Source organism: Teredinibacter turnerae T7901 (genome assembly GCF_000023025.1).
In the GTDB taxonomy this organism is placed as follows: Bacteria; Pseudomonadota; Gammaproteobacteria; order Pseudomonadales; family Cellvibrionaceae; genus Teredinibacter; species Teredinibacter turnerae_B.
This window is the reverse complement of sequence record NC_012997.1, coordinates 3,425,774-3,444,009: the sequence shown is the minus strand read 5'-3', so window position 1 is coordinate 3,444,009 and position 18,236 is coordinate 3,425,774. Positions and strand designations below refer to the sequence as shown.

At 52.9% G+C, this 18,236-nt stretch carries 17 protein-coding genes; 5 read left to right on the top strand and 12 right to left on the bottom strand.

Annotated features, from left to right (window positions below):
- Nucleotides 1-145: 145 nt before the first annotated feature.
- The 8 genes from fis to TERTU_RS13640 form a co-directional block, all read right to left on the bottom strand.
- Nucleotides 146-457: a DNA-binding transcriptional regulator Fis gene (fis, locus tag TERTU_RS13675; protein ID WP_015820233.1), complete on the bottom strand. Its 312-nt coding sequence runs from the start codon at nucleotides 455-457 to the stop codon at nucleotides 146-148.
- Nucleotides 454-1,446, bottom strand: a complete 993-nt coding sequence (gene dusB, locus TERTU_RS13670) for a tRNA dihydrouridine synthase DusB (RefSeq protein WP_015817701.1) — start codon at nucleotides 1,444-1,446, stop codon at nucleotides 454-456. Before dusB ends, fis begins: the two co-directional genes overlap by 4 nt.
- 276 nt (nucleotides 1,447-1,722) lie before the next feature.
- Nucleotides 1,723-3,096 carry a zinc-ribbon and DUF3426 domain-containing protein gene (locus TERTU_RS13665; RefSeq protein WP_015818716.1) on the bottom strand — a complete coding sequence of 458 codons (1,374 nt, stop codon included), beginning with the start codon at nucleotides 3,094-3,096 and terminating at the stop codon, nucleotides 1,723-1,725.
- Nucleotides 3,097-3,195: 99 nt separating this feature from the next.
- Entirely contained in the window at nucleotides 3,196-4,095 is a 900-nt protein-coding gene (gene prmA / locus TERTU_RS13660) for a 50S ribosomal protein L11 methyltransferase (protein WP_015818397.1), read from the bottom strand.
- A 51-nt stretch (nucleotides 4,096-4,146) separates the two neighbouring features.
- Nucleotides 4,147-5,487: an acetyl-CoA carboxylase biotin carboxylase subunit gene (gene accC, locus TERTU_RS13655; RefSeq protein ID WP_015819112.1), complete on the bottom strand. Its 1,341-nt coding sequence runs from the start codon at nucleotides 5,485-5,487 to the stop codon at nucleotides 4,147-4,149.
- A gap of 16 nt (nucleotides 5,488-5,503) precedes the next feature.
- Complete coding sequence (accB, locus tag TERTU_RS13650; protein WP_015819848.1) at nucleotides 5,504-5,968, bottom strand: acetyl-CoA carboxylase biotin carboxyl carrier protein; 465 nt, start codon at nucleotides 5,966-5,968, stop codon at nucleotides 5,504-5,506.
- Nucleotides 5,969-6,053: 85 nt separating this feature from the next.
- Nucleotides 6,054-6,518 carry a type II 3-dehydroquinate dehydratase gene (gene aroQ / locus TERTU_RS13645; RefSeq protein WP_015820301.1) on the bottom strand — a complete coding sequence of 155 codons (465 nt, stop codon included), beginning with the start codon at nucleotides 6,516-6,518 and terminating at the stop codon, nucleotides 6,054-6,056.
- 260 nt (nucleotides 6,519-6,778) lie between these two features.
- The gene (locus tag TERTU_RS13640; RefSeq protein WP_015820746.1) at nucleotides 6,779-8,578 is read right to left on the bottom strand and encodes a protein-disulfide reductase DsbD family protein; all 1,800 of its coding nucleotides are present in this window, start codon (nucleotides 8,576-8,578) and stop codon (nucleotides 6,779-6,781) included.
- A gap of 313 nt (nucleotides 8,579-8,891) precedes the next feature.
- Here TERTU_RS13640 and TERTU_RS13635 point away from each other — a divergent pair, with 313 nt between their 5' ends.
- The 3 genes from TERTU_RS13635 to TERTU_RS13625 are packed head-to-tail and all read left to right on the top strand — an operon-like array spanning nucleotide 8,892 to nucleotide 11,054.
- Nucleotides 8,892-9,491: an N-acetylglucosaminyltransferase gene (locus TERTU_RS13635; protein ID WP_228378159.1), complete on the top strand. Its 600-nt coding sequence runs from the start codon at nucleotides 8,892-8,894 to the stop codon at nucleotides 9,489-9,491.
- A 49-nt stretch (nucleotides 9,492-9,540) separates the two neighbouring features.
- Nucleotides 9,541-9,978 (top strand): copper chaperone PCu(A)C, encoded by a 438-nt coding sequence (locus TERTU_RS13630; RefSeq protein WP_015816980.1) that lies wholly within the window; start codon nucleotides 9,541-9,543, stop codon nucleotides 9,976-9,978.
- 2 nt (nucleotides 9,979-9,980) lie between these two features.
- Nucleotides 9,981-11,054, top strand: a complete 1,074-nt coding sequence (locus TERTU_RS13625; RefSeq protein WP_015818162.1) for a DUF2333 family protein — start codon at nucleotides 9,981-9,983, stop codon at nucleotides 11,052-11,054.
- 23 nt (nucleotides 11,055-11,077) lie between these two features.
- Here TERTU_RS13625 and TERTU_RS13620 read toward each other — a convergent pair whose 3' ends face one another.
- Nucleotides 11,078-12,070 carry an adenosine kinase gene (locus TERTU_RS13620; RefSeq protein WP_015818458.1) on the bottom strand — a complete coding sequence of 331 codons (993 nt, stop codon included), beginning with the start codon at nucleotides 12,068-12,070 and terminating at the stop codon, nucleotides 11,078-11,080.
- A 351-nt stretch (nucleotides 12,071-12,421) separates the two neighbouring features.
- Here TERTU_RS13620 and TERTU_RS13615 point away from each other — a divergent pair, with 351 nt between their 5' ends.
- A complete protein-coding gene (locus TERTU_RS13615; protein WP_041590249.1) occupies nucleotides 12,422-14,692 on the top strand; it encodes a DUF1631 domain-containing protein in 2,271 nt (756 codons plus the stop codon).
- Nucleotides 14,679-15,035 carry a hypothetical protein gene (locus tag TERTU_RS13610; RefSeq protein ID WP_015820538.1) on the top strand — a complete coding sequence of 119 codons (357 nt, stop codon included), beginning with the start codon at nucleotides 14,679-14,681 and terminating at the stop codon, nucleotides 15,033-15,035. Before TERTU_RS13615 ends, TERTU_RS13610 begins: the two co-directional genes overlap by 14 nt.
- Nucleotides 15,036-15,431: 396 nt before the next feature.
- Here the strand turns inward: TERTU_RS13610 and hemL are convergent, their stop codons facing one another.
- The 3 genes from hemL to thiD are packed head-to-tail and all read right to left on the bottom strand — an operon-like array spanning nucleotide 15,432 to nucleotide 18,202.
- Nucleotides 15,432-16,715, bottom strand: coding sequence for a glutamate-1-semialdehyde 2,1-aminomutase (gene hemL, locus TERTU_RS13605; RefSeq protein WP_015820971.1), 1,284 nt, complete (start codon nucleotides 16,713-16,715; stop codon nucleotides 15,432-15,434).
- On the bottom strand, nucleotides 16,708-17,346 hold the full coding sequence (gene thiE, locus TERTU_RS13600) for a thiamine phosphate synthase (protein ID WP_015820471.1): 639 nt from the start codon (nucleotides 17,344-17,346) through the stop codon (nucleotides 16,708-16,710). The genes hemL and thiE overlap by 8 nt, the downstream gene beginning before the upstream one ends.
- 13 nt (nucleotides 17,347-17,359) lie before the next feature.
- The gene (thiD, locus tag TERTU_RS13595; RefSeq protein WP_015819061.1) at nucleotides 17,360-18,202 is read right to left on the bottom strand and encodes a bifunctional hydroxymethylpyrimidine kinase/phosphomethylpyrimidine kinase; all 843 of its coding nucleotides are present in this window, start codon (nucleotides 18,200-18,202) and stop codon (nucleotides 17,360-17,362) included.
- Between the last annotated feature and the right edge of the window lie 34 nt (nucleotides 18,203-18,236).

The following is an 18,236-nucleotide window of genomic DNA, read 5'->3' as shown; positions in this document are numbered from 1 at the left end:
AAATCTGTTTTCGACACGCGAGGTGCCTCTGCTGAATGCTGCCCGTCCGTCTGGTGCGCTCTCGCGCGGGCTGATTGGAGTATAGCAGGGGCCCTGAAGGCCCCCGAGTGTCTGTTGCTGCTCAGGTGTGCAACAACAGATGCACTTACAGTAAACCGTATTGCTTGAGCTTCTTGCGCAAAGTGCCTCGGTTTAGGCCAAGAACGTGCGCAGCACGGGTTTGATTGTGGCGGGTATATTTCATAACTACTTCCAGCATAGGCGCTTCGACTTCGGCGAGTACCATGTCGTACACATCGGAGACGTCCTGTCCCTCAAGGTGTTGGAAATAGTTAGATACGGCTTTTTCTACGCAATCCCTTAAGGAAGGCTCTTGGCTGCTAGCGTATGTTTCGCTATTGGCCGGCTGGCTTAATTCCCGAGCGCCTTCTCGTACTAGCGTATCCGCTGTGTTCATGCTGCATTTTCCTCATGTGTTACTGACCGTTCTAAAAACTGACGCACGGCCATTAGTTGTGATTGAAGAGTATTTAACGTATTAAAATGCTTGAGGAATGTTTCAGCGTCGCGATACCCCTGCAGGTACCAGCGCGTGTGTTTGCGCGCTATGCGAACGCCTGCTTCTTCCCCATAGAAACAGGTTAAGTCGGTCAGATGCCGTTCAATGGTTTTGCAAACCTCTGAAGTGGCGGGAAGTTCTCGAATTTCACCCTGCTCCAAAAACTGCTCTATTTGCCCGAACAACCAGGGATTCCCCAGTGCCGCGCGGCCGATCATCACGGCTTGTGCGCCGGTGTGTTGTAACACCTTGCGGGCTTTAGCCGGCGAATCTATGTCGCCGTTGGCTATTACGGGAATAGCCACACTGTTCACCACCTGAGCAATGGTGTCGTACTCTGCCGTGCCGTTAAACCGGCAGGCGCGAGTGCGACCGTGAACAGCCAGAGCCTGTATGCCATTGTTCTCGGCGATACGGGCTATGTTTATCGCGTTGCGCTGGGAGGTGTCCCAGCCGGTGCGAATTTTGAGCGTGACGGGTACGTCAACAGCTTCTACCACTGTCCGGGTGATGGCGTCCACCAGCGCTTCGTCACGCAGGAGGGCTGAGCCTGCTGCCTTCTTGCAAACTTTCTTTGCCGGGCAGCCCATGTTGATATCGACAATTTGTGCGCCTTGCACGACCGCAGCGACAGCCGCTTGGGCCATCATTTGAGGTTCGCTGCCAGCAATTTGTACGCTCACCGGTGCCAGCTCCTGTTCAAGGGCAGACAGGCGAGCGCGGGTTTTGCGGCTTTGCCACAAGTTAACGTCGCTGGTTACCATTTCGGAGGTGGCCAGACCCGCGCCCATTTCGCGACAAATACGTCGGAAAGGTGCGTCTGTGACCCCCGCCATGGGCGCCAGCAATGCGATGCTTGTGATAGCGTAATTGCCAATGTGGAACAAACGATTCTCCCCCAAGAACGGCTTGTAAATCTCGCTGGTGAGTAGGGTTATAACTCTTTGCCTTCGCCGTTCGAATACCGCTGCGGCGATTGTGTGGTCGGCGCCTCTTATCTCTGAGGCTTTAAAGCAGTAGGTGTAATGCCTGCTAACGCAGACGTGCGCCACCCCAAAAAAGGCGGCTATGATACCCGTTGTTGGCGGTATTGGGAATGCACATAGTGAGCAGTTTGGTCAAAAAAATAGCAATTTGAGGGCTTGTATTTTTTTCGAGAAAGATCACTTTGCGATTTCGATGCGGTAACCCACGGCATCGGGGCCCGGGTCGACGATCTCGAGGACGATGTGAACAGATTTCTGGCTGGGCATCTGGGTTTTGCCCGCCATCTCTCCAGCCAGGTATTCGGCGGGGTGGAAACGTCTCGCTGCCACCGGTTTATTACCAACATCGGTAAATACCAGATCGAGCGAAGGGAAGGGCTGGTCGAATTCCGCCGTGTTTTGCAGTACGGCGTCCACGATGAAGGCGCCCGCAACCGTCGGGTGGCTGCGCACTACCAGATTAACTGCGCGTATATCTTTGCGGCTGATCAGTGCAGGTAACTCGCAACCGATAACCGAGCAGGCCTTGCTGTAATAACTGCGGTAAGGCGAAATTCGGCTGTAATGATCGAAATTGACCCAGGCCAGTAAGCCGATCAGGGTTATGGCGGCGACCAAGGTGAGCGGTGCCCACAACCAGTTGGATTCCAAGAGTGTGTAGCTGCGGGCGTAAGAAAACTCAACTGGCTCTGGCTCAATGGCGTGGATCAGCGGTTGGCTGAAGTCCGGTTCCGGCTCGCGTTCGGCGTATTCATCCTGGGTTTCGTCCGACATGGTGGTGAACACCGGCTGGTGGGCGCTGGTGTTGCGGCGAAGCTCTTCTTCCACCTGCTCTGGTGGCATCTCTGGATAATTTTCTGTGATAAACGCCTGGGCTTCATCCTCTTCTGGAGTGGGCGTGCGCTCAGTGACAGCGCGGTATTCTCCCGTTGCTGTGTGCCGGGAAGCGCGTTGTACATCTTCAACGGCGACATGCTTGCTGCTGTCTTTGCGGAAGCTGGGGAGAGGAGTGTCGTCTTCCGAATCCTCCAGGAGGCTGAGTGCCCAGGACTCATCGGGCTTGTTCTCATCATTCTTGTCTTTGTCGTCCTCTTCTGTGCGCTCGAAAAGATTGGATTTTGTCGATGAGAGGCTTTTGCTGTAGATGATGTTGTCGTGGTGGTCGTGACTAAACTGATCGTCTTCAACACCCAGGTTGTCGTCGATATCCATATCGTCGCTTATCAGAATATCGTCGTCGTCGCGAATGTTCTGCGCTGCGGGAACCGGTTTGGGGACGGGCTTGGGCGCGACGGCAGGTGCGCTCTTAGCAGCACCGCGGTTGGTTGGTTTGGCCGTTTTCGGCTTGTTGGTTAACGGGCGTGCAGGCTTTTTAGTCGGTGCAGACGCTGCCGGGGTGGGTTCCTCGCCAGGGGCAACCAAATGCTCTTTAGCGTTAAAAATATTCAGACAGGAGCCGCAACGCACCGCACCCTTGGCTGAACTGAGATGTGCCTGGGTGATGCGGAACGAGGTGTGACATTTTGGGCAGCGGGTAATTGAATCTGCCATAGGGGCTCTAGTCCTGAGAATCTCCGTTAACTTACGGCGCTAATGCGTTATAGGCGTTGGGTTTACGCGAAGTTTATACGCTCACGGCGGGGGCGTAAATTATTCCTTTGCGGATTTGAGCGCCCGTCGTGTGCCGGTGATACAGATCCATTCTTCACGTTGAAACACCTGTTCGATCTCGACGGTGGGTTCGTAGGCGGCCAGGAGGTCGTCTTTTTGAGTTTCAAGGACACCGGAAAGACACAAGCGGCCGCCGGGTTTAAGCAGTGCAGACAGTGCGGGCGCGAGCTCCACCAGTGGTCCAGCAAGAATATTGGCCAGCACAATGTCGACGGGGTTCTCCGGGCACTTGTCGGGGAAGTAAACAGGGAAGCTTTCGGCGGGCAAATTGTTGCGCTTAACGTTTTCCTGGGTGGCCATCAGCGCTTGCGGGTCGATATCGGTTCCGGTAACCGAGACTGCGCCAAGCAATAGCGCACCTATTCCAAGAATGCCGGAGCCGCATCCGTAATCGATCACTGTTTTATTGGCGAGGTTTTCCCCGGCCAGCCACTGCAAGCATAAAAAGGTTGTGGGGTGGGTGCCTGTACCAAATGCAAGGCCTGGGTCGAGCATCAGGTTGACCGCCTGTGGGTCCGGCGGTGCCGTCCAACTTGGGCAGATCCAGAAACCTGGGCCGCATTGGATGGGTTGGTAGTGCGTCATCCATTCCCGCTCCCAGTCTTTGTCCTCAAGAATGTGCCACTGATGCTGAGCTTCGCTCAGCCCGGACTTCTTGAGTACCAGTTCGAGTATGGCGGTGGTGTCGGTATCTGCTTCAAACAGACCGACTATACGGGTTTCCTGCCAGAGAGGTGTTTCGCCGAGAGCGGGTTCGAAGATGGGGTGGTCTGCGTTGTCTTGCAAAGTTACCGCGAGCGACCCGGATTTTGCCATGGCGTATTCAACGCGCGGCGCCAGTTCGCGGGTGGTGTTGATGCGCAATTGTAGCCAGGGCATGTAACGTCCGAAAATAGATCGGTGTGAACCGAAGTTCACACCGGGAAGGGCTTAGAGACCGAGCTTTTTCTCAAGGTAGTGGATATTGACTCCACCTTCAATGAAGGCTTCATCGCGAACCAGTTCTTTTTGCAGCGGGGTGTTGGTTTTGATGCCGGTAATCACCAGTTCGTCGAGCGCACCTTCCATGCGGCGCAAGGCTTCACGGCGCGTTTCCGCGTGGGTGATGACTTTGGCGATCATGGAATCGTAGTAGGGCGGTACCCGGTATCCTGAATACAGGTGAGAATCCATGCGCACACCTAAACCACCGGGAGCGTGATAGCTTTCGACCAGGCCAGGTGAGGGCATAAAAGTTTTGGGGTCTTCCGCGTTAATGCGGCACTCAATCGCATGGCCTTTGATCGTGATGTCTTCCTGCTTGAGGCTGAGCTTTGCGCCCGAGCAAACGCGAATTTGCTCTTTAATCAGGTCGACACCCGTGATCATTTCCGATACGGGGTGCTCCACCTGAATACGCGTATTCATCTCGATAAAGTAGAAACGGCCGTCTTCGTATAAAAACTCGAAGGTGCCGGCACCGCGATAGCCAATTTCATTACAGGCGTGCACGCAGGATTGATAGACCTCCTGTCGCACTTCTTCCGGGATGCCGGGCGCTGGCGCTTCTTCCAACACTTTTTGGTGGCGGCGCTGCAGCGAGCAGTCGCGATCGAACAAGTGGACAGTGTTGCCCTGGCCATCGGAAATAATCTGCACTTCCACGTGACGTGGGTTTTGCAGGAATTTTTCCATGTACACGGTATCGTCGCCAAAAGCCGCTTTTGCTTCGGATTTGGTGACTTGAATCGAATTCCACAAGCTGGCTTCGGTGTGCACAACGCGCATACCGCGACCGCCACCGCCAGCAGCAGCCTTAATAATGACCGGGAAGCCGATGCGGCGCGCAATTTCAATGCAGGTTTCCGGGTCGCCGGGCAGTGGCCCACCAGAGCCGGGTACCGTGGGTACACCTGCTTTTTTCATTGCTTCAATTGCGGAAACCTTGTCGCCCATCAGGCGGATAACGTCTGCATCCGGGCCGATAAAAACGAAACCGCTTTTTTGCACACGCTCAGCGAAATCAGCATTTTCTGCCAGAAAACCGTAGCCGGGATGCACCGCAACGGCGTCGGTGACTTCCATGGCTGCAATAATAGCGGGGACGTTAAGGTAGCTGTCTGATGACGCGTTGGGGCCGATACATACAGATTCGTCCGCCAGGCGCACATGTTTTAGATCGCGGTCTGCTTTGGAGTAGACCGCCACAGTTGGGATATCGAGTTCGCGACAGGCGCGCAGGATGCGCAGTGCAATCTCGCCCCGGTTGGCAATGAGGACTTTGTTAAACATGATGGCTACCCCGCTCTTAGTTAATGACGAGCAGAGGTTGGTCGTACTCTACAGGCTCTCCATCTTCCACCAGAATCGCTTCCACCACACCGGATTTATCGGCTTCTATCTGGTTCATCATCTTCATCGCTTCAACGATGCACACTACATCGCCAGCTTTTACAGACTGACCGACTTCGACAAACGCCGAAGCACCGGGGCTTGGCGAACGGTAGAAGGTGCCAACCATAGGGGACACCACTTTGTGGCCTGCCACTTCCGGGGCTTTTTCTTCACTCGGAGCGGGCGCAGCGGCCACGGGGGCTGGTGCAGGTGCCGCGGCAACCGGCGCAGGTTGAAATACTGTTTGCATGGGAGCGGCGGCTGAGCGCGCACCACCACGGCTGATGCGAACAGATTCTTCGCCTTCTTTAATTTCCAGTTCTTCGACGTTGGATTCCTCCAACAATTCGATCAGTTTTTTGATTTTGCGAATGTCCATTGTGTCCTCTCAGTAGCTGTGTGCTGTGACTAGGTCTGTGTTTTGTTGTTGCGGGAGGAATGTCGGCACTCCTCCGGTACGATATTCAGCTGTGTTTTTGTTCGGGCTTGTTTTTATCCAGATAATTGAATGCCGCTTGCAGCGCGAGCTCATAGCTCTGTGAGCCAAATCCGCAGACCACTCCGACCGCGATGTCGGAAAAATAGGAGTGGTGACGAAAGGCTTCACGGCTGAATACATTCGATAAGTGGCATTCAACAAAAGGGATACCGACGCCTGCAAGCGCATCGCGCAGGGCGACACTGGTGTGCGTAAACGCAGCGGGGTTGATCACGATAAAGTTAACGCCTTCCCTGCGTGCGTCGTGGATTCGGTCTATCAACTCGTATTCGGCGTTGCTTTGCAGAAAATGCAGATGATGGCCCCGCTCAAGGCAAAGCGTCATAAGCTTCTGGTCGATATCTGCAAGGGTTTCTCGCCCGTAGATTTCGGGTTCCCGGGTACCTAGTAAGTTAAGGTTTGGCCCGTGAAGCACCAGAATAGTAGCCATGAAAATTCCTGTGCCTTAAGAAAGTTTTTAACGACTTAGCTTAAGAAAAATGAGGTTAAAAGCGCAGAAATGTCTCGACTTGCGTGTAAAAACGCTGTTTCGAGATGTCTGGAGGGGATTGTGCCTAATTTGGCGGCTGATGTCTATGGGTGATTGCCGTTTTGCTGACAATCACCGCATTTTGCTTCAATATTCCCGACGTTCATGAAATTAGTGGTTGTTATATGATCGAAGTCGGTTTGGATAGCGCTGGTGTTTTTTTACTCCACCGCGCGATCGATTGCGTTGATTACGGCTTTTGGCGTGAGTAATTGTGGCAGGATCTCAGCGTCGCCGCCACCTGCAGGGAACATTAAGTACAGAGGAATCCCGCTGCGGTTAAACTCAGCCAATAGTGCTTCGATTTCGGGGTTGGCATTTGTCCAGTCTCCAATCAGCAGGTTAACGTCTTTATCTAATGCGTGATTGAAGAAATCCTGTGAACTGAAAGCGACCCGTTCGTTCACTTTGCAAGTGATACACCAATCTGCCGTCAGGTTCACAAATACCGGTTCGCCCTGTTCACGCAATTCATTGAGTCGCTCCATGGAAAAGGTCTGCCACTTGTCGTAGGTCCCGGAACTCGTGGCCTTGTAGTCGGTAAGATGCCAACTGAAGTGCGCAACCGCGAGCAGGCTCACCAACACAAGGCCGCGATTGATCCAGCGTAAGATCGTCGATCTTGGTTCGAACTGCGTCAACCATAGGGCAAAGTAGAGGAATAGGGCGCCTAGCAGCGCCATAGCGGTGCCCGTCACCCCACTTTGGTTACCCAGTACCCAGAGAAGCCATACGCAGGTTGCCAGCAGCGGAAAGGCGAGTACTTGTTTCAGTACATCCATCCAGGGCCCGGGAGAGGGTAAATAACGCGCAAGCGCGGGGCTGTAACTTAGCGCAAGGAAGGGGAGCGCCATGCCGAAACCGAGGCAGGCGAAGACCAAAAGCGCGAGGGGGGCTGGCTGCGTAAGGGCAACGCCGAGCGCTGTGGCCATAAACGGTGCGGTACAGGGGCTGGCGACCACGGCCGCAAGTACGCCGGTAAAAAAGGATGCGCCGAGTCCATCACCGGTGGTCAGTCCCTGGCCTGCCCCCATCAAGCTGGTGCCGAAATGGAATGCGCCAAACAGGCTCAGTCCCATCACTAAAAACAGGTATACGAGAATCACAACAAAAAGGGGCTGTTGCAGCTGAAATCCCCAGCCGAGCGCTTCGCCGGTGTGTCGGGCTACCAGAATAATACTCGCTGCGATTAAAAACGAGATCACCACGCCAAGGGTGTAGGCCCAGCCGTGCAGATGCTGCTTGCCATCCTGGTGATTATTGGAGGCAAAGCTAAGTGCTTTCAGGGAAAGGACCGGGAATACGCAAGGCATCAGGTTAAGAATGAGTCCGCCAAGCAAAGCACCAAGCAAAATTAACGGGTTAAAGGGTTGCGATGGTGAAGCTGGTGTTTGCTCTTGAGCCGAAGGCTTCTGTGTTACAGCTGTGCTCGCGCTGGACTCTATGGTCGACTCCGGTGTCTCAACAACAATGCCGTCAGTATCCACCTGGAAGTACTGTTTGCGCGGTGGGTAGCAGAGGCCTGCATCAGCACACCCTTGTGAAACCAGTAGTAATTCGTAGGGAGGCTTGATAGAGGGCGGAGCACTTTTGAAGGTGGTATTGTCGTAATACACCTCGAGCTCTTTTTGATAGTAATCGTCGTACTTGCGTAGGCCAGGGGCGAATTGCAGCTCGAGCTCTTCGCGCTGCTCAGTGTTGTAGGCTTCCATTTTGAAGCGGTGTTGGTACAGGTAGTAACCTGGCGCGATGGTCCAGTCTGTTTCCAGGCTGTTATTGTGGAGTTCGACATTCGCCTGATACGCCTGGTCCACGCTCAGGAAGTCATCATTGTTGCTGCTCGCACCAAAATTGTAGGTATCGCCGTATGCCTGAAAAGCGACGAATAATAAGCTCAGTGAGAGAAAATAGCGCAGGGAAAATTGCGTTGCCGCGGAGGCTTTGAAAAAATAGCGAGTCATAGTATTACGGCTTGTGTGTTATGTTGCGTCAAATTGACGGGGTCTAGTGCCTACTTATCAACCGTAGCTCAGAGACCTCCGCGGCTAAGCGGAGTTCATTCTAAGTGAAACCCAGGCCTACATTGGCGTCATAATTCACAGATTAGTTTAGGGGTTTTCCACAATGCGGGCGCCTAGCGCTTTAATTTTTAGTGTTGGACTGGCGGCAGCCATCGTCGTTTTGAGTGGTTGCGGGGCTTCCGTTGTCGTGAAGGAGACCCCACTTCCACCGTCAGAGTCTGTACCTGTGGCCAGGACCGCAAAGCAGGTTTTGGTGGAAAATCTGTTAGTTCAGGCTGAGCAAGCGTTTCGCAAGGGTCACCTGACCGAGCCTGCGCACAACAATGCTTATGATCGATTTCAATCGGTACTTCTCCTCGATCCTGCCAATTCTGAAGCGCGGGCGGGTTTGCAGGCGATGGTTATCCAGTTTGCCGAAGGTGTTCGGCAGGCGTTGGCTCGCAGCCGGACCCGCGAAGCGGGCGTGCTGCTACGTGAAGCGGAGGCGTATTTTCCGGAGCACCAGCTGCTAGCCGACCTGCGCCGGGAAATGGAACAAATGAATCGCGCCTTGCCGGCCGAGTCTGCGGTGCGGACGACGAGCATAAAACGCATAGGTAAAATAGATGCTATTGATGAGTATCCACTTTCTACTGCGGTACTCAGTGGTCAGCGCGACAGTCTGCTTCCGTTGTTGGCAACGTTGGCACAGCGGGTTGCGCAGACGAATGAAAGTGTCATGATTTATGCGCGAACGGATGCTGAGGGGCGCTGGCTCTACAAGCAGATGAAAAAAGCTGCGCAAGGTTATCGGATACGCGGTGATATTCGGTTATCCAAATCACCCAAAATAGCTATTCTGCCGCCATTATAATTTAGGCGTATTTGGGCGCTTGCCCAATTATGCGGATGAGGAGATCTGAATGCGGTTGCTAACCGGGCCGATAGTGTGGTTGCTTCTTTGGTTACTACCTGGATGTGAACAAACCACTCCCCCGGACCCTGTTACAGTGGATGCTGCTGTTATGCCTCAATTACCGCCAGGACAGAAGACAGCGGTGGTGTACATGACGTTAAAAAATAATTCATCCGCGATGGTGACGCTTAACTACTTGCATTCGGATTTAAGCGACCATATTGAAGTGCACAGAAACATCTATGAAAACGGCTTGATGAAAATGCGGCCGGTACAGCATTTGCGGTTGGATCCACATGCGGCTCTTGCGTTTCAGCCAGGTGGGTACCACTTAATGCTGTTTGACGTGGAGGACGCGCCGCCAGTTGGCCAAACCTTTGATCTGGTTCTGGAATTTGAAGGCGGGTTAAAAGTCACTACTGAAGTGACAGTGAAGGAACGATAATTATGTTTAAGAAAATTACAGCTTCGGCGCGAAGTGCCGGAAGTCGCTTAACAACCGGTTGGAAAGACTGGCGCTCGGATATGGCAGAGTCAAACCGGTGGTTTGGCATTGGCGCTGGCGTTATCGTGGTGTATTTACTGGTCGCGCTGGTGTTAGGGGTAATCTGGAGCTTCGAACCCGAGCCTTTCGATGTGCGCGAGGCGGCAGTACGCGAAGTCGGTGGAGATGAATCTCGCCTGGTTACCGGAGTAATAACCACATCGGCGTTGATCAATGTGGTCGACACCATGCTCAACAAACGCGGGGGTTATTTATCCAACGATGTGGCTCCTCCGGGGGTGTGGTTGGACAATATTCCCAATTGGGAGTACGGGGTTCTTATCCAGGTGCGCGATCTCACCAAAGCCATGCGCGAGGCGTACAGTCGTTCCCAATCTCAGTCTACCGAAGATAAAGATCTTGCCGCTGCCGAGCCGCAGTTTAATTTCGATAACAGTAACTGGCTCCTACCCGCCACTGAAAAGGAATATGGCGAAGGTGTTAAGGCGTTGCGCGCGTACCTTAAACGTTTGTCCGACCCTAACGAGCCGTCAGCGCAGTTTTATACCCGTGCTGACAATTTGAATTACTGGTTGAGTACCGTCGAAACACGCCTGGGTAGTTTGTCGCAGCGGCTGAGTGCGAGCGTGGGGCAGCGCCGCTTGAATACCGATCTGGCGGGCTCACCGGGAGCGGCTAATGCGACCCGGCTGCCCGAAGAAATGGAGGTGAAAACTCCGTGGATGGAAATCGACGATGTGTTCTATGAAGCTCGGGGGACGTCCTGGGCGTTAATCCAGTTTTTCCGTGCAATGGAAATTGACTTTGCCGACGTGCTCGAAAAGAAAAATGCGGTAGTGAGCGTACAGCAAATAGTGCGTGAGCTTGAAGGCACGCAGCAAACCGTGTACAGCCCAATGATCTTGAACGGTAACGGGTTTGGCATGTTGGCTAACCACTCGCTGGTGATGGCCAACTATATTTCGCGCGCCAATGCAGCGATCATTGATTTGCGCGAGCTGCTAAAACAGGGTTAAGTGACCCTGTTTTAGCCAGTTTTTCACAGGCTGGCGACCAGTGCTTTGTACTGTTCTGGTTGCAGCCGGGGCCCGAACTGAGTGACGATTTGCGCGGCGGCCTTACATCCGAATTCGCCGGCAGTCCGGTAGTTCTTACCCTGACTGAGTGCATGTAAAAACGCACCGGCGAACATATCTCCCGCGCCATTAGTGTCGATCGCTTTGACCTCGGGCGCAGATACAGCAATGCGCTCTTCACCGTCGAAAATCAATGCACCTTCGCTGCCACGGGTAATTGCGAAAGTCTTTGCATGGGTTTTCAGGGCTTCGAATGCGCCTTTCAGGTCGTGGCACTGAGTAAAGCTCTGCGCTTCCTGTTCGTTGCAGAAAAGTATATCGACGCCATCTCCCACCATCTCCCGCATCCCATCGTGGAAAAATTTAACAATCGCGGGGTCGGAAAGTGTCAGCGCAGTTTTCACACCAAGTGCTTCAGCTTGCTGGCGAAGTTTAATCGCGGTTGGACGACCGGACTCGGACGTGACTTGATACCCCTCGATGTACACATACTTCGACTGTTTCAGCGCGTTTTCATCCACATCGTCGAAGCAGAGTTGTTCGCTAATGCCCAGGAAGGTATTCATGGTGCGTTCGGCGTCTGGTGTAATCATCACCAAACACTTGCCGGTGATGCCATCGTTACTGCCATTGCTACTGTGATACTGCACTCCGGCGCTGGCCAGGTCTGCGAGATAAAATTCGCCGTTTTCGTCGTTCGCGACACGACAGGAGTAAAAAGTGCGCGAACCAAAATAGCTGGCTGCAATAATGCTATTCGCTGCTGAGCCACCGCTGGCACGCTTTGAGGCGACCAAATGCCCTTTGAGTGACGCCATAAGTTCATGTTGGCGAGGCTCATCCACCAGAGTCATTACACCCTTTTCGACGTTCAACGCCGATAAGTCACCGTCTGATACTTCCACTTCCGTGTCTAAAAGAGCGGCGCCCAGGCCGTAGATGTCAATTTGAGTCATTGCGGTATTGGTTCCTGTTTTCGGATGGGGGCGCAGATTATAGCGTTTGGAAAGGGCAAGCGATATGTGCAAAAATTGGCGCGTGAGGCATCTAATTTGCACAGCGGTTTCTACTGTGCAATATTTGCTGTATTCCGCGACGTGCGGCGCAATTAAACGTCTATCTATTGCAATTTTTCCGGGGCATGGCAGCTATAGTTAAAAAATCAGCCTCAGTCGATTACAGCATTTTTTTGCAACAGGTGTCGGGTTTGTTTACGTTTTAAAGTTTCTGCGCAGTTATTACGGGTGATCTGCCAGGTAACGTGGTAAGTTTCTTAAAGGAACAAAATCCGGATTTTCAGAGGCATTATGTCAAGATTGATTCGAGATAATAATAACGAAGGTGGCGATAAGGAGCGCAGGGCGTCTGCTTTAACGCGCCTTGATAGCGCAGACGTGTTGACGCATTTGAAAGCGTGCCAGGGCTTGGCTGCGGAGCACGCTCGTACCGCTTTTCGAGAATATTTAAAAACCCTGGATGAAGCGTTAAACCACGAGATCGATCGGGCGAAAACCGATAAAGAGGCGCGCGAGTACAACGAGGTTCAACGTCTGTTGCGCCAGAGCCGTGCCGAGCTGGAGCGCTATTTTTGTGGCTATCTTTCCGAGGGTTTTGTTAAGTTCAAAAAAGGCGAATTACATACCCGGATTGGCAGTGAAACTGAGGGTGAATTATCGTTGGTCAACAACGAAGATCTCGAAGAAACTATTGCGATATCCTCCATTACCCAGCGCGCTGATGCCTATTTCGCAGAGCCGTTGTGGGCGTTAAATCAGCGTTTCGCGGTGTTGAATGGCGGCGATCATGTCACCGAGAGCTCAAACCCGGCGGCACCGGTGCAGTTTTGTGAGTCCCTGCGAAAAGCACTCAAACTGGTGCCTTTGGATCAAAAATCGAAACATCTCGCCTACAAAATTTACGACGATCAGCTGCTCGGCTCTGTTGCGAAAATCAGTGAGGACATAAATCAGTACTTGCAGGGGCAGGGAGTGCTGCCGCATTTAAAATACACAATTCCCTCGGGTGCCGCGCCCGCATCTGCGCTCCAAGGCGACAGTGATATGGTGGCGTCGGATGTGATGGTCAATATGCCGGCACCGGAGAGCATGCCCGACCCGAGTTTGCCGCCGGAAGAGTACCAGGCGAGCCTGTTGCAGGCGATTCGCGGCCTCCAAAACGAGTTGGTGGCTGGCGCTACAGCGCCATTGCCCGCAAATGGTGTGGTGGTATCTTCCAATGACTTACTTGCAGCGTTGCAGTCGCTGCAAGGTGCGGGCGGCCAGCCAGTCGATTCCGCAACCTTGGGTAGTAATCTGGTGGCGTTGGACGTCGGTCAGATTCAAGCTCGACTCCATGCCCAGTTGCAGGAAAACGATAAAGACGGAGCGATGAAAAAGAATGATATGCAGACCATCGATCTGGTCGGTATGTTATTCGAGTATATGCTGAACGATGAAAATCTCCCGGACTCTATCAAAGCGCTATTGAGTTATTTGCACACGCCATTTCTAAAGATTGCGTTTATTGACCCCGGCTTTTTCGAACAAGCAGAACATCCTGCGCGGGTGTTGCTGAATAACCTGGCGGAAGCTGGTGCGAGTTGGGTCGCCAACGATGGCACTGCGCAATACGATATGTACAACAAAATAAAAAATGTTGTGCACCGTATCTTAAATGAGTTTGAGAACGACGTAAAAATGATTACGGAGTTGTTGCTCGAATTCAGTAGCTACACCAAGAACATTATTCGCCGCCAGGAGCTAATGGAAAAACGCGCGACCGAAAAAGCGCAGGGCGAGGAAAAGCTGCGCGAAGTTAAGTTGCGGGTAAATGATGAAATCAGCGAGCGTACAGAAGGCAAGGAGCTGCCCTCCGCCGTGTTGCTGTTTTTATTGCAACCCTGGTCTGATTTTTTGAGTTTTGCTTTACTCCGCTATGGCGAAAAGTCCGATCGTTGGTTAAAAGCCCTGGCGATTGCTGATGAGCTGCTTTGGTGTATTGAACCCAAGGATCTCGAAGCAGACAAGTCTCGTCAGATGGAGTCTCACGACGAGCTAGTGGCTGCAATCGAGTCAGGGTTCGAAACTATAGGCTATGATCAAGCGAAGGGGCGCAAATTAGTGGAGGCGTTGTCTTCCCTGATGAAGCTTGCGATGCAGAGTAAGAAGGCAGAGCCTGCGCCTGCTCCCATGCGCGACAAGCTGGAGCGTATTGCGGCTGAAAAGGCGGGAACCACTGACGTAAGGCACGAGAATTGTTCGCCGGAAGAGGAACAAATGGTCGACAGCCTTAAAATGATTGAATTCGGCACCTGGTTCGAATTTGACGGTGGCAAGCGCTTGAAAGTAGCTTGGTATAACGCGCGAACCTCTCACTATATGTTAGTGGATCAAATGGGTAAGCGTGTAGATATGATGTCGGGTTTGGTGCTCGCGCGCCAAATGATTAGCGGTAAAGCGAAGATTATTTCCGGCAGCTCAAAACCTTTCTTTGAGAGGGCATTGGAAAATATTTTCCAAAAGCTGAATGAAAAAGCCGAGGCGAACGGTAAGCTCGGGGGAGAGAATGAGCCAGAGTGAGAGCGAAAGTGATAGTCGAAAAATAGCCCGTTCGCATATTCAACAGGTTATTCTGGTACGCGATGTATATCGCGATATGGAGATCGGGCGCGTGGTGAATCTCCATGAAGAAGGTTTTATGCTCATTGGCGGGCCTAATATTCGAGAGAACTGTGTGTACCAATTGAAGTTGGAGCTCACGGATGCGGTCGATGGGGTGAACATTCTCGATGTCGGTGCGGAATGTTTATGGGTGAGGGAAGCGGCTGGTGAAGATCGCGTGTGGGCCGGTTTTCATATTGTGGATGTTGCGGCAGAAGATCTCACTATTCTCAAGCAACTTAAGCTACCCCCGGATGAGTAGGTGTTACCTAATTTCTTTTTTAGTTTGCTTTTGTCTGCTTGGTTACTTGGTTACTTGGTTGCTTGGGAGTGCCGCTCCGGCTGAAATAGCGCGGAGCGGGCGAGTAGATTACACGCTTGTGGCTAGGGCCTGTTAACACTAATTCAATTCGCTCTGCTGGAGCCTGTATTTTCAGGATGAAAGGCATTTTTGGCGTTGTTTAGCGGGCTAAACGAGCGAAAAATAACGCATCAGCCTGGAAATACAGGCCCAGCCCTGCGGGTTGCGGCTAAAATCCCGCTCTCAGCGTTGTTTATCGCTCATTTGGAACAACCAAACTACGCTCCAAACGCCTTGACAGCGAAATTTTAGCCGCAACAGAATGAATCGAATTAGTGTTAACAGGCCCTAGGTTCTTTATTTGATATTTGCGAAGACTTTGCGGGCGGCATTTACAGTGAAATCGATGTCCTCGTCGCTGTGGCTAACCGACATAAAACCGGCTTCATAGGATGCTGGTGCCAGGTAAACACCTTCGTCCAGCATGCCGTGGAAAAATCGGTTAAATCTCTCCGTATTGCACGCCATTACCTGCTGGTAATTGCTGATCTTCTCCTCTTCCGTGAAAAAACCGCCCCACATAGAGCCCACGTAGTTGGTGGTAAATCCGATTCCTGCTTCTTTGGCCGCTGATTCCAGGTTGCGACACAGGGCTGCGGTTTTATCAAAAATGGGTTGGTAGAAGCCCTCCGCGCTGATTTTTTCCAGGGTTTTTAATCCCGCTGCCATCGCGACGGGGTTGCCCGATAAGGTTCCCGCTTGATAAACCGGCCCAACCGGAGCAATAAAATCCATAATACGTTCACTGCCGCCGAATGCGCCAACGGGCATGCCGCCACCAATAACTTTACCCAGGGTGGTAATGTCAGGTTGTACCTGGTAGTAACCCTGAGCACCACTTAGTCCCAGGCGGAAGCCAGTCATCACTTCGTCAAAAATCAGCAGCGCATCGGCTTGAGTGCAGACTTCGCGAAGTGCTTGCAGGAATCCTGGCTCCGGCGGAATGCAGTTCATGTTGCCTGCGACAGGCTCCACAATAATGCAGGCGATCTCATTCCCGCGGTCGCGAAACAGTTGCCTGACCTGTTCGATATTGTTGTAGGTGAGCGTGATCGTGTGTTCCGCAAGACAAGCCGGAACGCCGGGTGAGCTGGGCACGCCAAGCGTGAGCGCGCCGCTGCCTGCTTTAATCAGTAGGGAATCGGAGTGGCCGTGATAGCAGCCTTCGAACTTCACGATTTTGTCGCGCCCGGTGTAGCCTCGCGCGAGGCGAATCGCGCTCATCGTGGCCTCGGTACCCGAGTTCACAAAACGCACTTTGTCCATGCCGGGCATAATATTGCAGATTTTTTCTGCCAGTTCGGTTTCAATTTCGGTGGGAGCGCCAAAACTCAAACCTTTATCCAGTTTTGCACGTACTGCATCCAATACGTCGTCGTCGCCGTGCCCCAATAACATCGGTCCCCAGGACAACACATAGTCGACATAGCGTTTGCCGTGAATGTCGTATACGTAGGCGCCTTTTGCGTGATCAATGAATACGGGTTCACCGCCAACTGCCTTGAAAGCCCGCACAGGAGAGTTGACACCGCCCGGGATGGTTTTTTGGGCGCGGGCGAAGACTTCGGAAAAATTACTCATGATGGGACAGGCTCCTAAATAGCATTTCGGCTCGGGATTTTACATTATTGCCGTCAAAAAGACTGTTGCAGCAAGCGAGGCTGTCCGCTCCTGCTCGGTACACTTCAAGTGCATTTGCGGCATCAATGCCGCCAATCGCGACGATAGGCAGTTGAAACTGCGTTTTTGCCTTTTTTAAAACTGATAGCGGCGCGACTGGTGCGTCGGGTTTAGTGCTCGAGCGAAAAAAACGGCCGAACGCGAGATAACTGGCGCCCTCATCTGCTGCCTTGCGGGCGAGGGCAAGGTCGCTGTGGCAGGTAACGCCGATCAATGCTTCAGGCCCGAGAATCGCGCGCGCCTGAACAACGGGCATATCACTCTGGCCGAGGTGCACCCCGTGCGCCCCAATGCGCTGGGCCAGGTGTACGTCGTCATTCACAATAAGTACGCCGTTCAAGGTTTGGCAGAGCGCTATAAGGCGCTCGGCTTGCTTGAGTTTGGTGTCTGGATCCAGCTGTTTCGCGCGGTATTGAATCCAAGTGACACCGGCCAGTAGTGCAGTTTCCACGGCAGTGACAAGTTGGTGGGTTGTGGGTAGCAAGCCGCTATCGGTTATACCGTAAATGCGCGGCAAAGAATGTGTGGGCATTGTTTAAAACAGGTCAGTGGTTTTTTGTTTTGGTGGGAATTTTATCGCAGGATTCAATGTTTTTATCGGCCCAGAAAAAGCGGTGGGGCGTGTGAGTGGCATAGCCGAGTGGGCGCGCCGCGCGGATGGTCTGCCAGGTAAAATTTTGTGCCTGCTGAATTGCAACGAGCGGGTCGCCACTGTGCGCAAGGTAAGCCGCGGTACTCATTGTCAGGGTTGTGCTGGTCCCGTGGCAGGTGGGAGGCTCCTGTTCCCAGTTGTAGTGCTCAACCAGACCTTTTTGGGAGTAGCTGCTGTTGCGAAAATTGGGTTGGTCTTCGCCGGTACCCGTGATCAAGGTGTACTCGCAGCCGGTGCCGGCAATGGCCTGGGCTGTTGTTGCTATAGTGTCCGACTGACGGGAAACCACTCGGGCTTCATATACCGAAAAAATCCCCACTTTTACGAGCGGAAAAATAAGGGTGAAAAGGGCGTCTGCAAGGCCGCTTTGCTGTTCATCCATTTTGTCCCAGATATACAGGGTGGGGTGAGCGACTACGGGGATAGAAGCATAATCGCGCAAAATCGTGTGCACGGCTTCGACGTTTGCCACAGAACCCAAAAAGCCCAGCTTGATAGTTGCCACGTTCATGTTTTCCAGCACAGAACGCGCTTGCGAAATTAATAGCGTGGAGGAAACCGCGTGCGACTCTGCATTGCTATTAACACCCTCTGCAACCAAAGTGGTGGCAACCGGCGCGCAATGGCAGCCAAGACTGGCTGCGGTTTCTATGTCGGCCTGCAGGCCCCCGGTCCCGGACGGGTCCAGTGCTGCGAAGGTGAGAATAATCGGTGGATTATTGCCAATGCTTTCCATGATCGGTTTCTGCCCCTGTGTTACTGGCGGAGTC

Excerpts from the sequence above, each read along its gene's own strand:
- fis (WP_015820233.1), bottom strand. The coding sequence starts at position 457 with ATGAACACAGCGGATACGCTAGTACGAGAAGGCGCTCGGGAATTAAGC.
- TERTU_RS13665 (WP_015818716.1), bottom strand. The coding sequence starts at position 3,096 with ATGGCAGATTCAATTACCCGCTGCCCAAAATGTCACACCTCGTTCCGC.
- prmA (WP_015818397.1), bottom strand. The coding sequence starts at position 4,095 with ATGCCCTGGCTACAATTGCGCATCAACACCACCCGCGAACTGGCGCCG.
- accC (WP_015819112.1), bottom strand. The coding sequence starts at position 5,487 with ATGTTTAACAAAGTCCTCATTGCCAACCGGGGCGAGATTGCACTGCGC.
- accB (WP_015819848.1), bottom strand. The coding sequence starts at position 5,968 with ATGGACATTCGCAAAATCAAAAAACTGATCGAATTGTTGGAGGAATCC.
- aroQ (WP_015820301.1), bottom strand. The coding sequence starts at position 6,518 with ATGGCTACTATTCTGGTGCTTCACGGGCCAAACCTTAACTTACTAGGT.
- TERTU_RS13640 (WP_015820746.1), bottom strand. The coding sequence starts at position 8,578 with ATGACTCGCTATTTTTTCAAAGCCTCCGCGGCAACGCAATTTTCCCTG.
- TERTU_RS13630 (WP_015816980.1), top strand. The coding sequence starts at position 9,541 with ATGCGGTTGCTAACCGGGCCGATAGTGTGGTTGCTTCTTTGGTTACTA.
- TERTU_RS13625 (WP_015818162.1), top strand. The coding sequence starts at position 9,981 with ATGTTTAAGAAAATTACAGCTTCGGCGCGAAGTGCCGGAAGTCGCTTA.
- TERTU_RS13620 (WP_015818458.1), bottom strand. The coding sequence starts at position 12,070 with ATGACTCAAATTGACATCTACGGCCTGGGCGCCGCTCTTTTAGACACG.
- TERTU_RS13615 (WP_041590249.1), top strand. The coding sequence starts at position 12,422 with ATGTCAAGATTGATTCGAGATAATAATAACGAAGGTGGCGATAAGGAG.
- TERTU_RS13610 (WP_015820538.1), top strand. The coding sequence starts at position 14,679 with ATGAGCCAGAGTGAGAGCGAAAGTGATAGTCGAAAAATAGCCCGTTCG.
- hemL (WP_015820971.1), bottom strand. The coding sequence starts at position 16,715 with ATGAGTAATTTTTCCGAAGTCTTCGCCCGCGCCCAAAAAACCATCCCG.
- thiE (WP_015820471.1), bottom strand. The coding sequence starts at position 17,346 with ATGCCCACACATTCTTTGCCGCGCATTTACGGTATAACCGATAGCGGC.
- thiD (WP_015819061.1), bottom strand. The coding sequence starts at position 18,202 with ATGGAAAGCATTGGCAATAATCCACCGATTATTCTCACCTTCGCAGCA.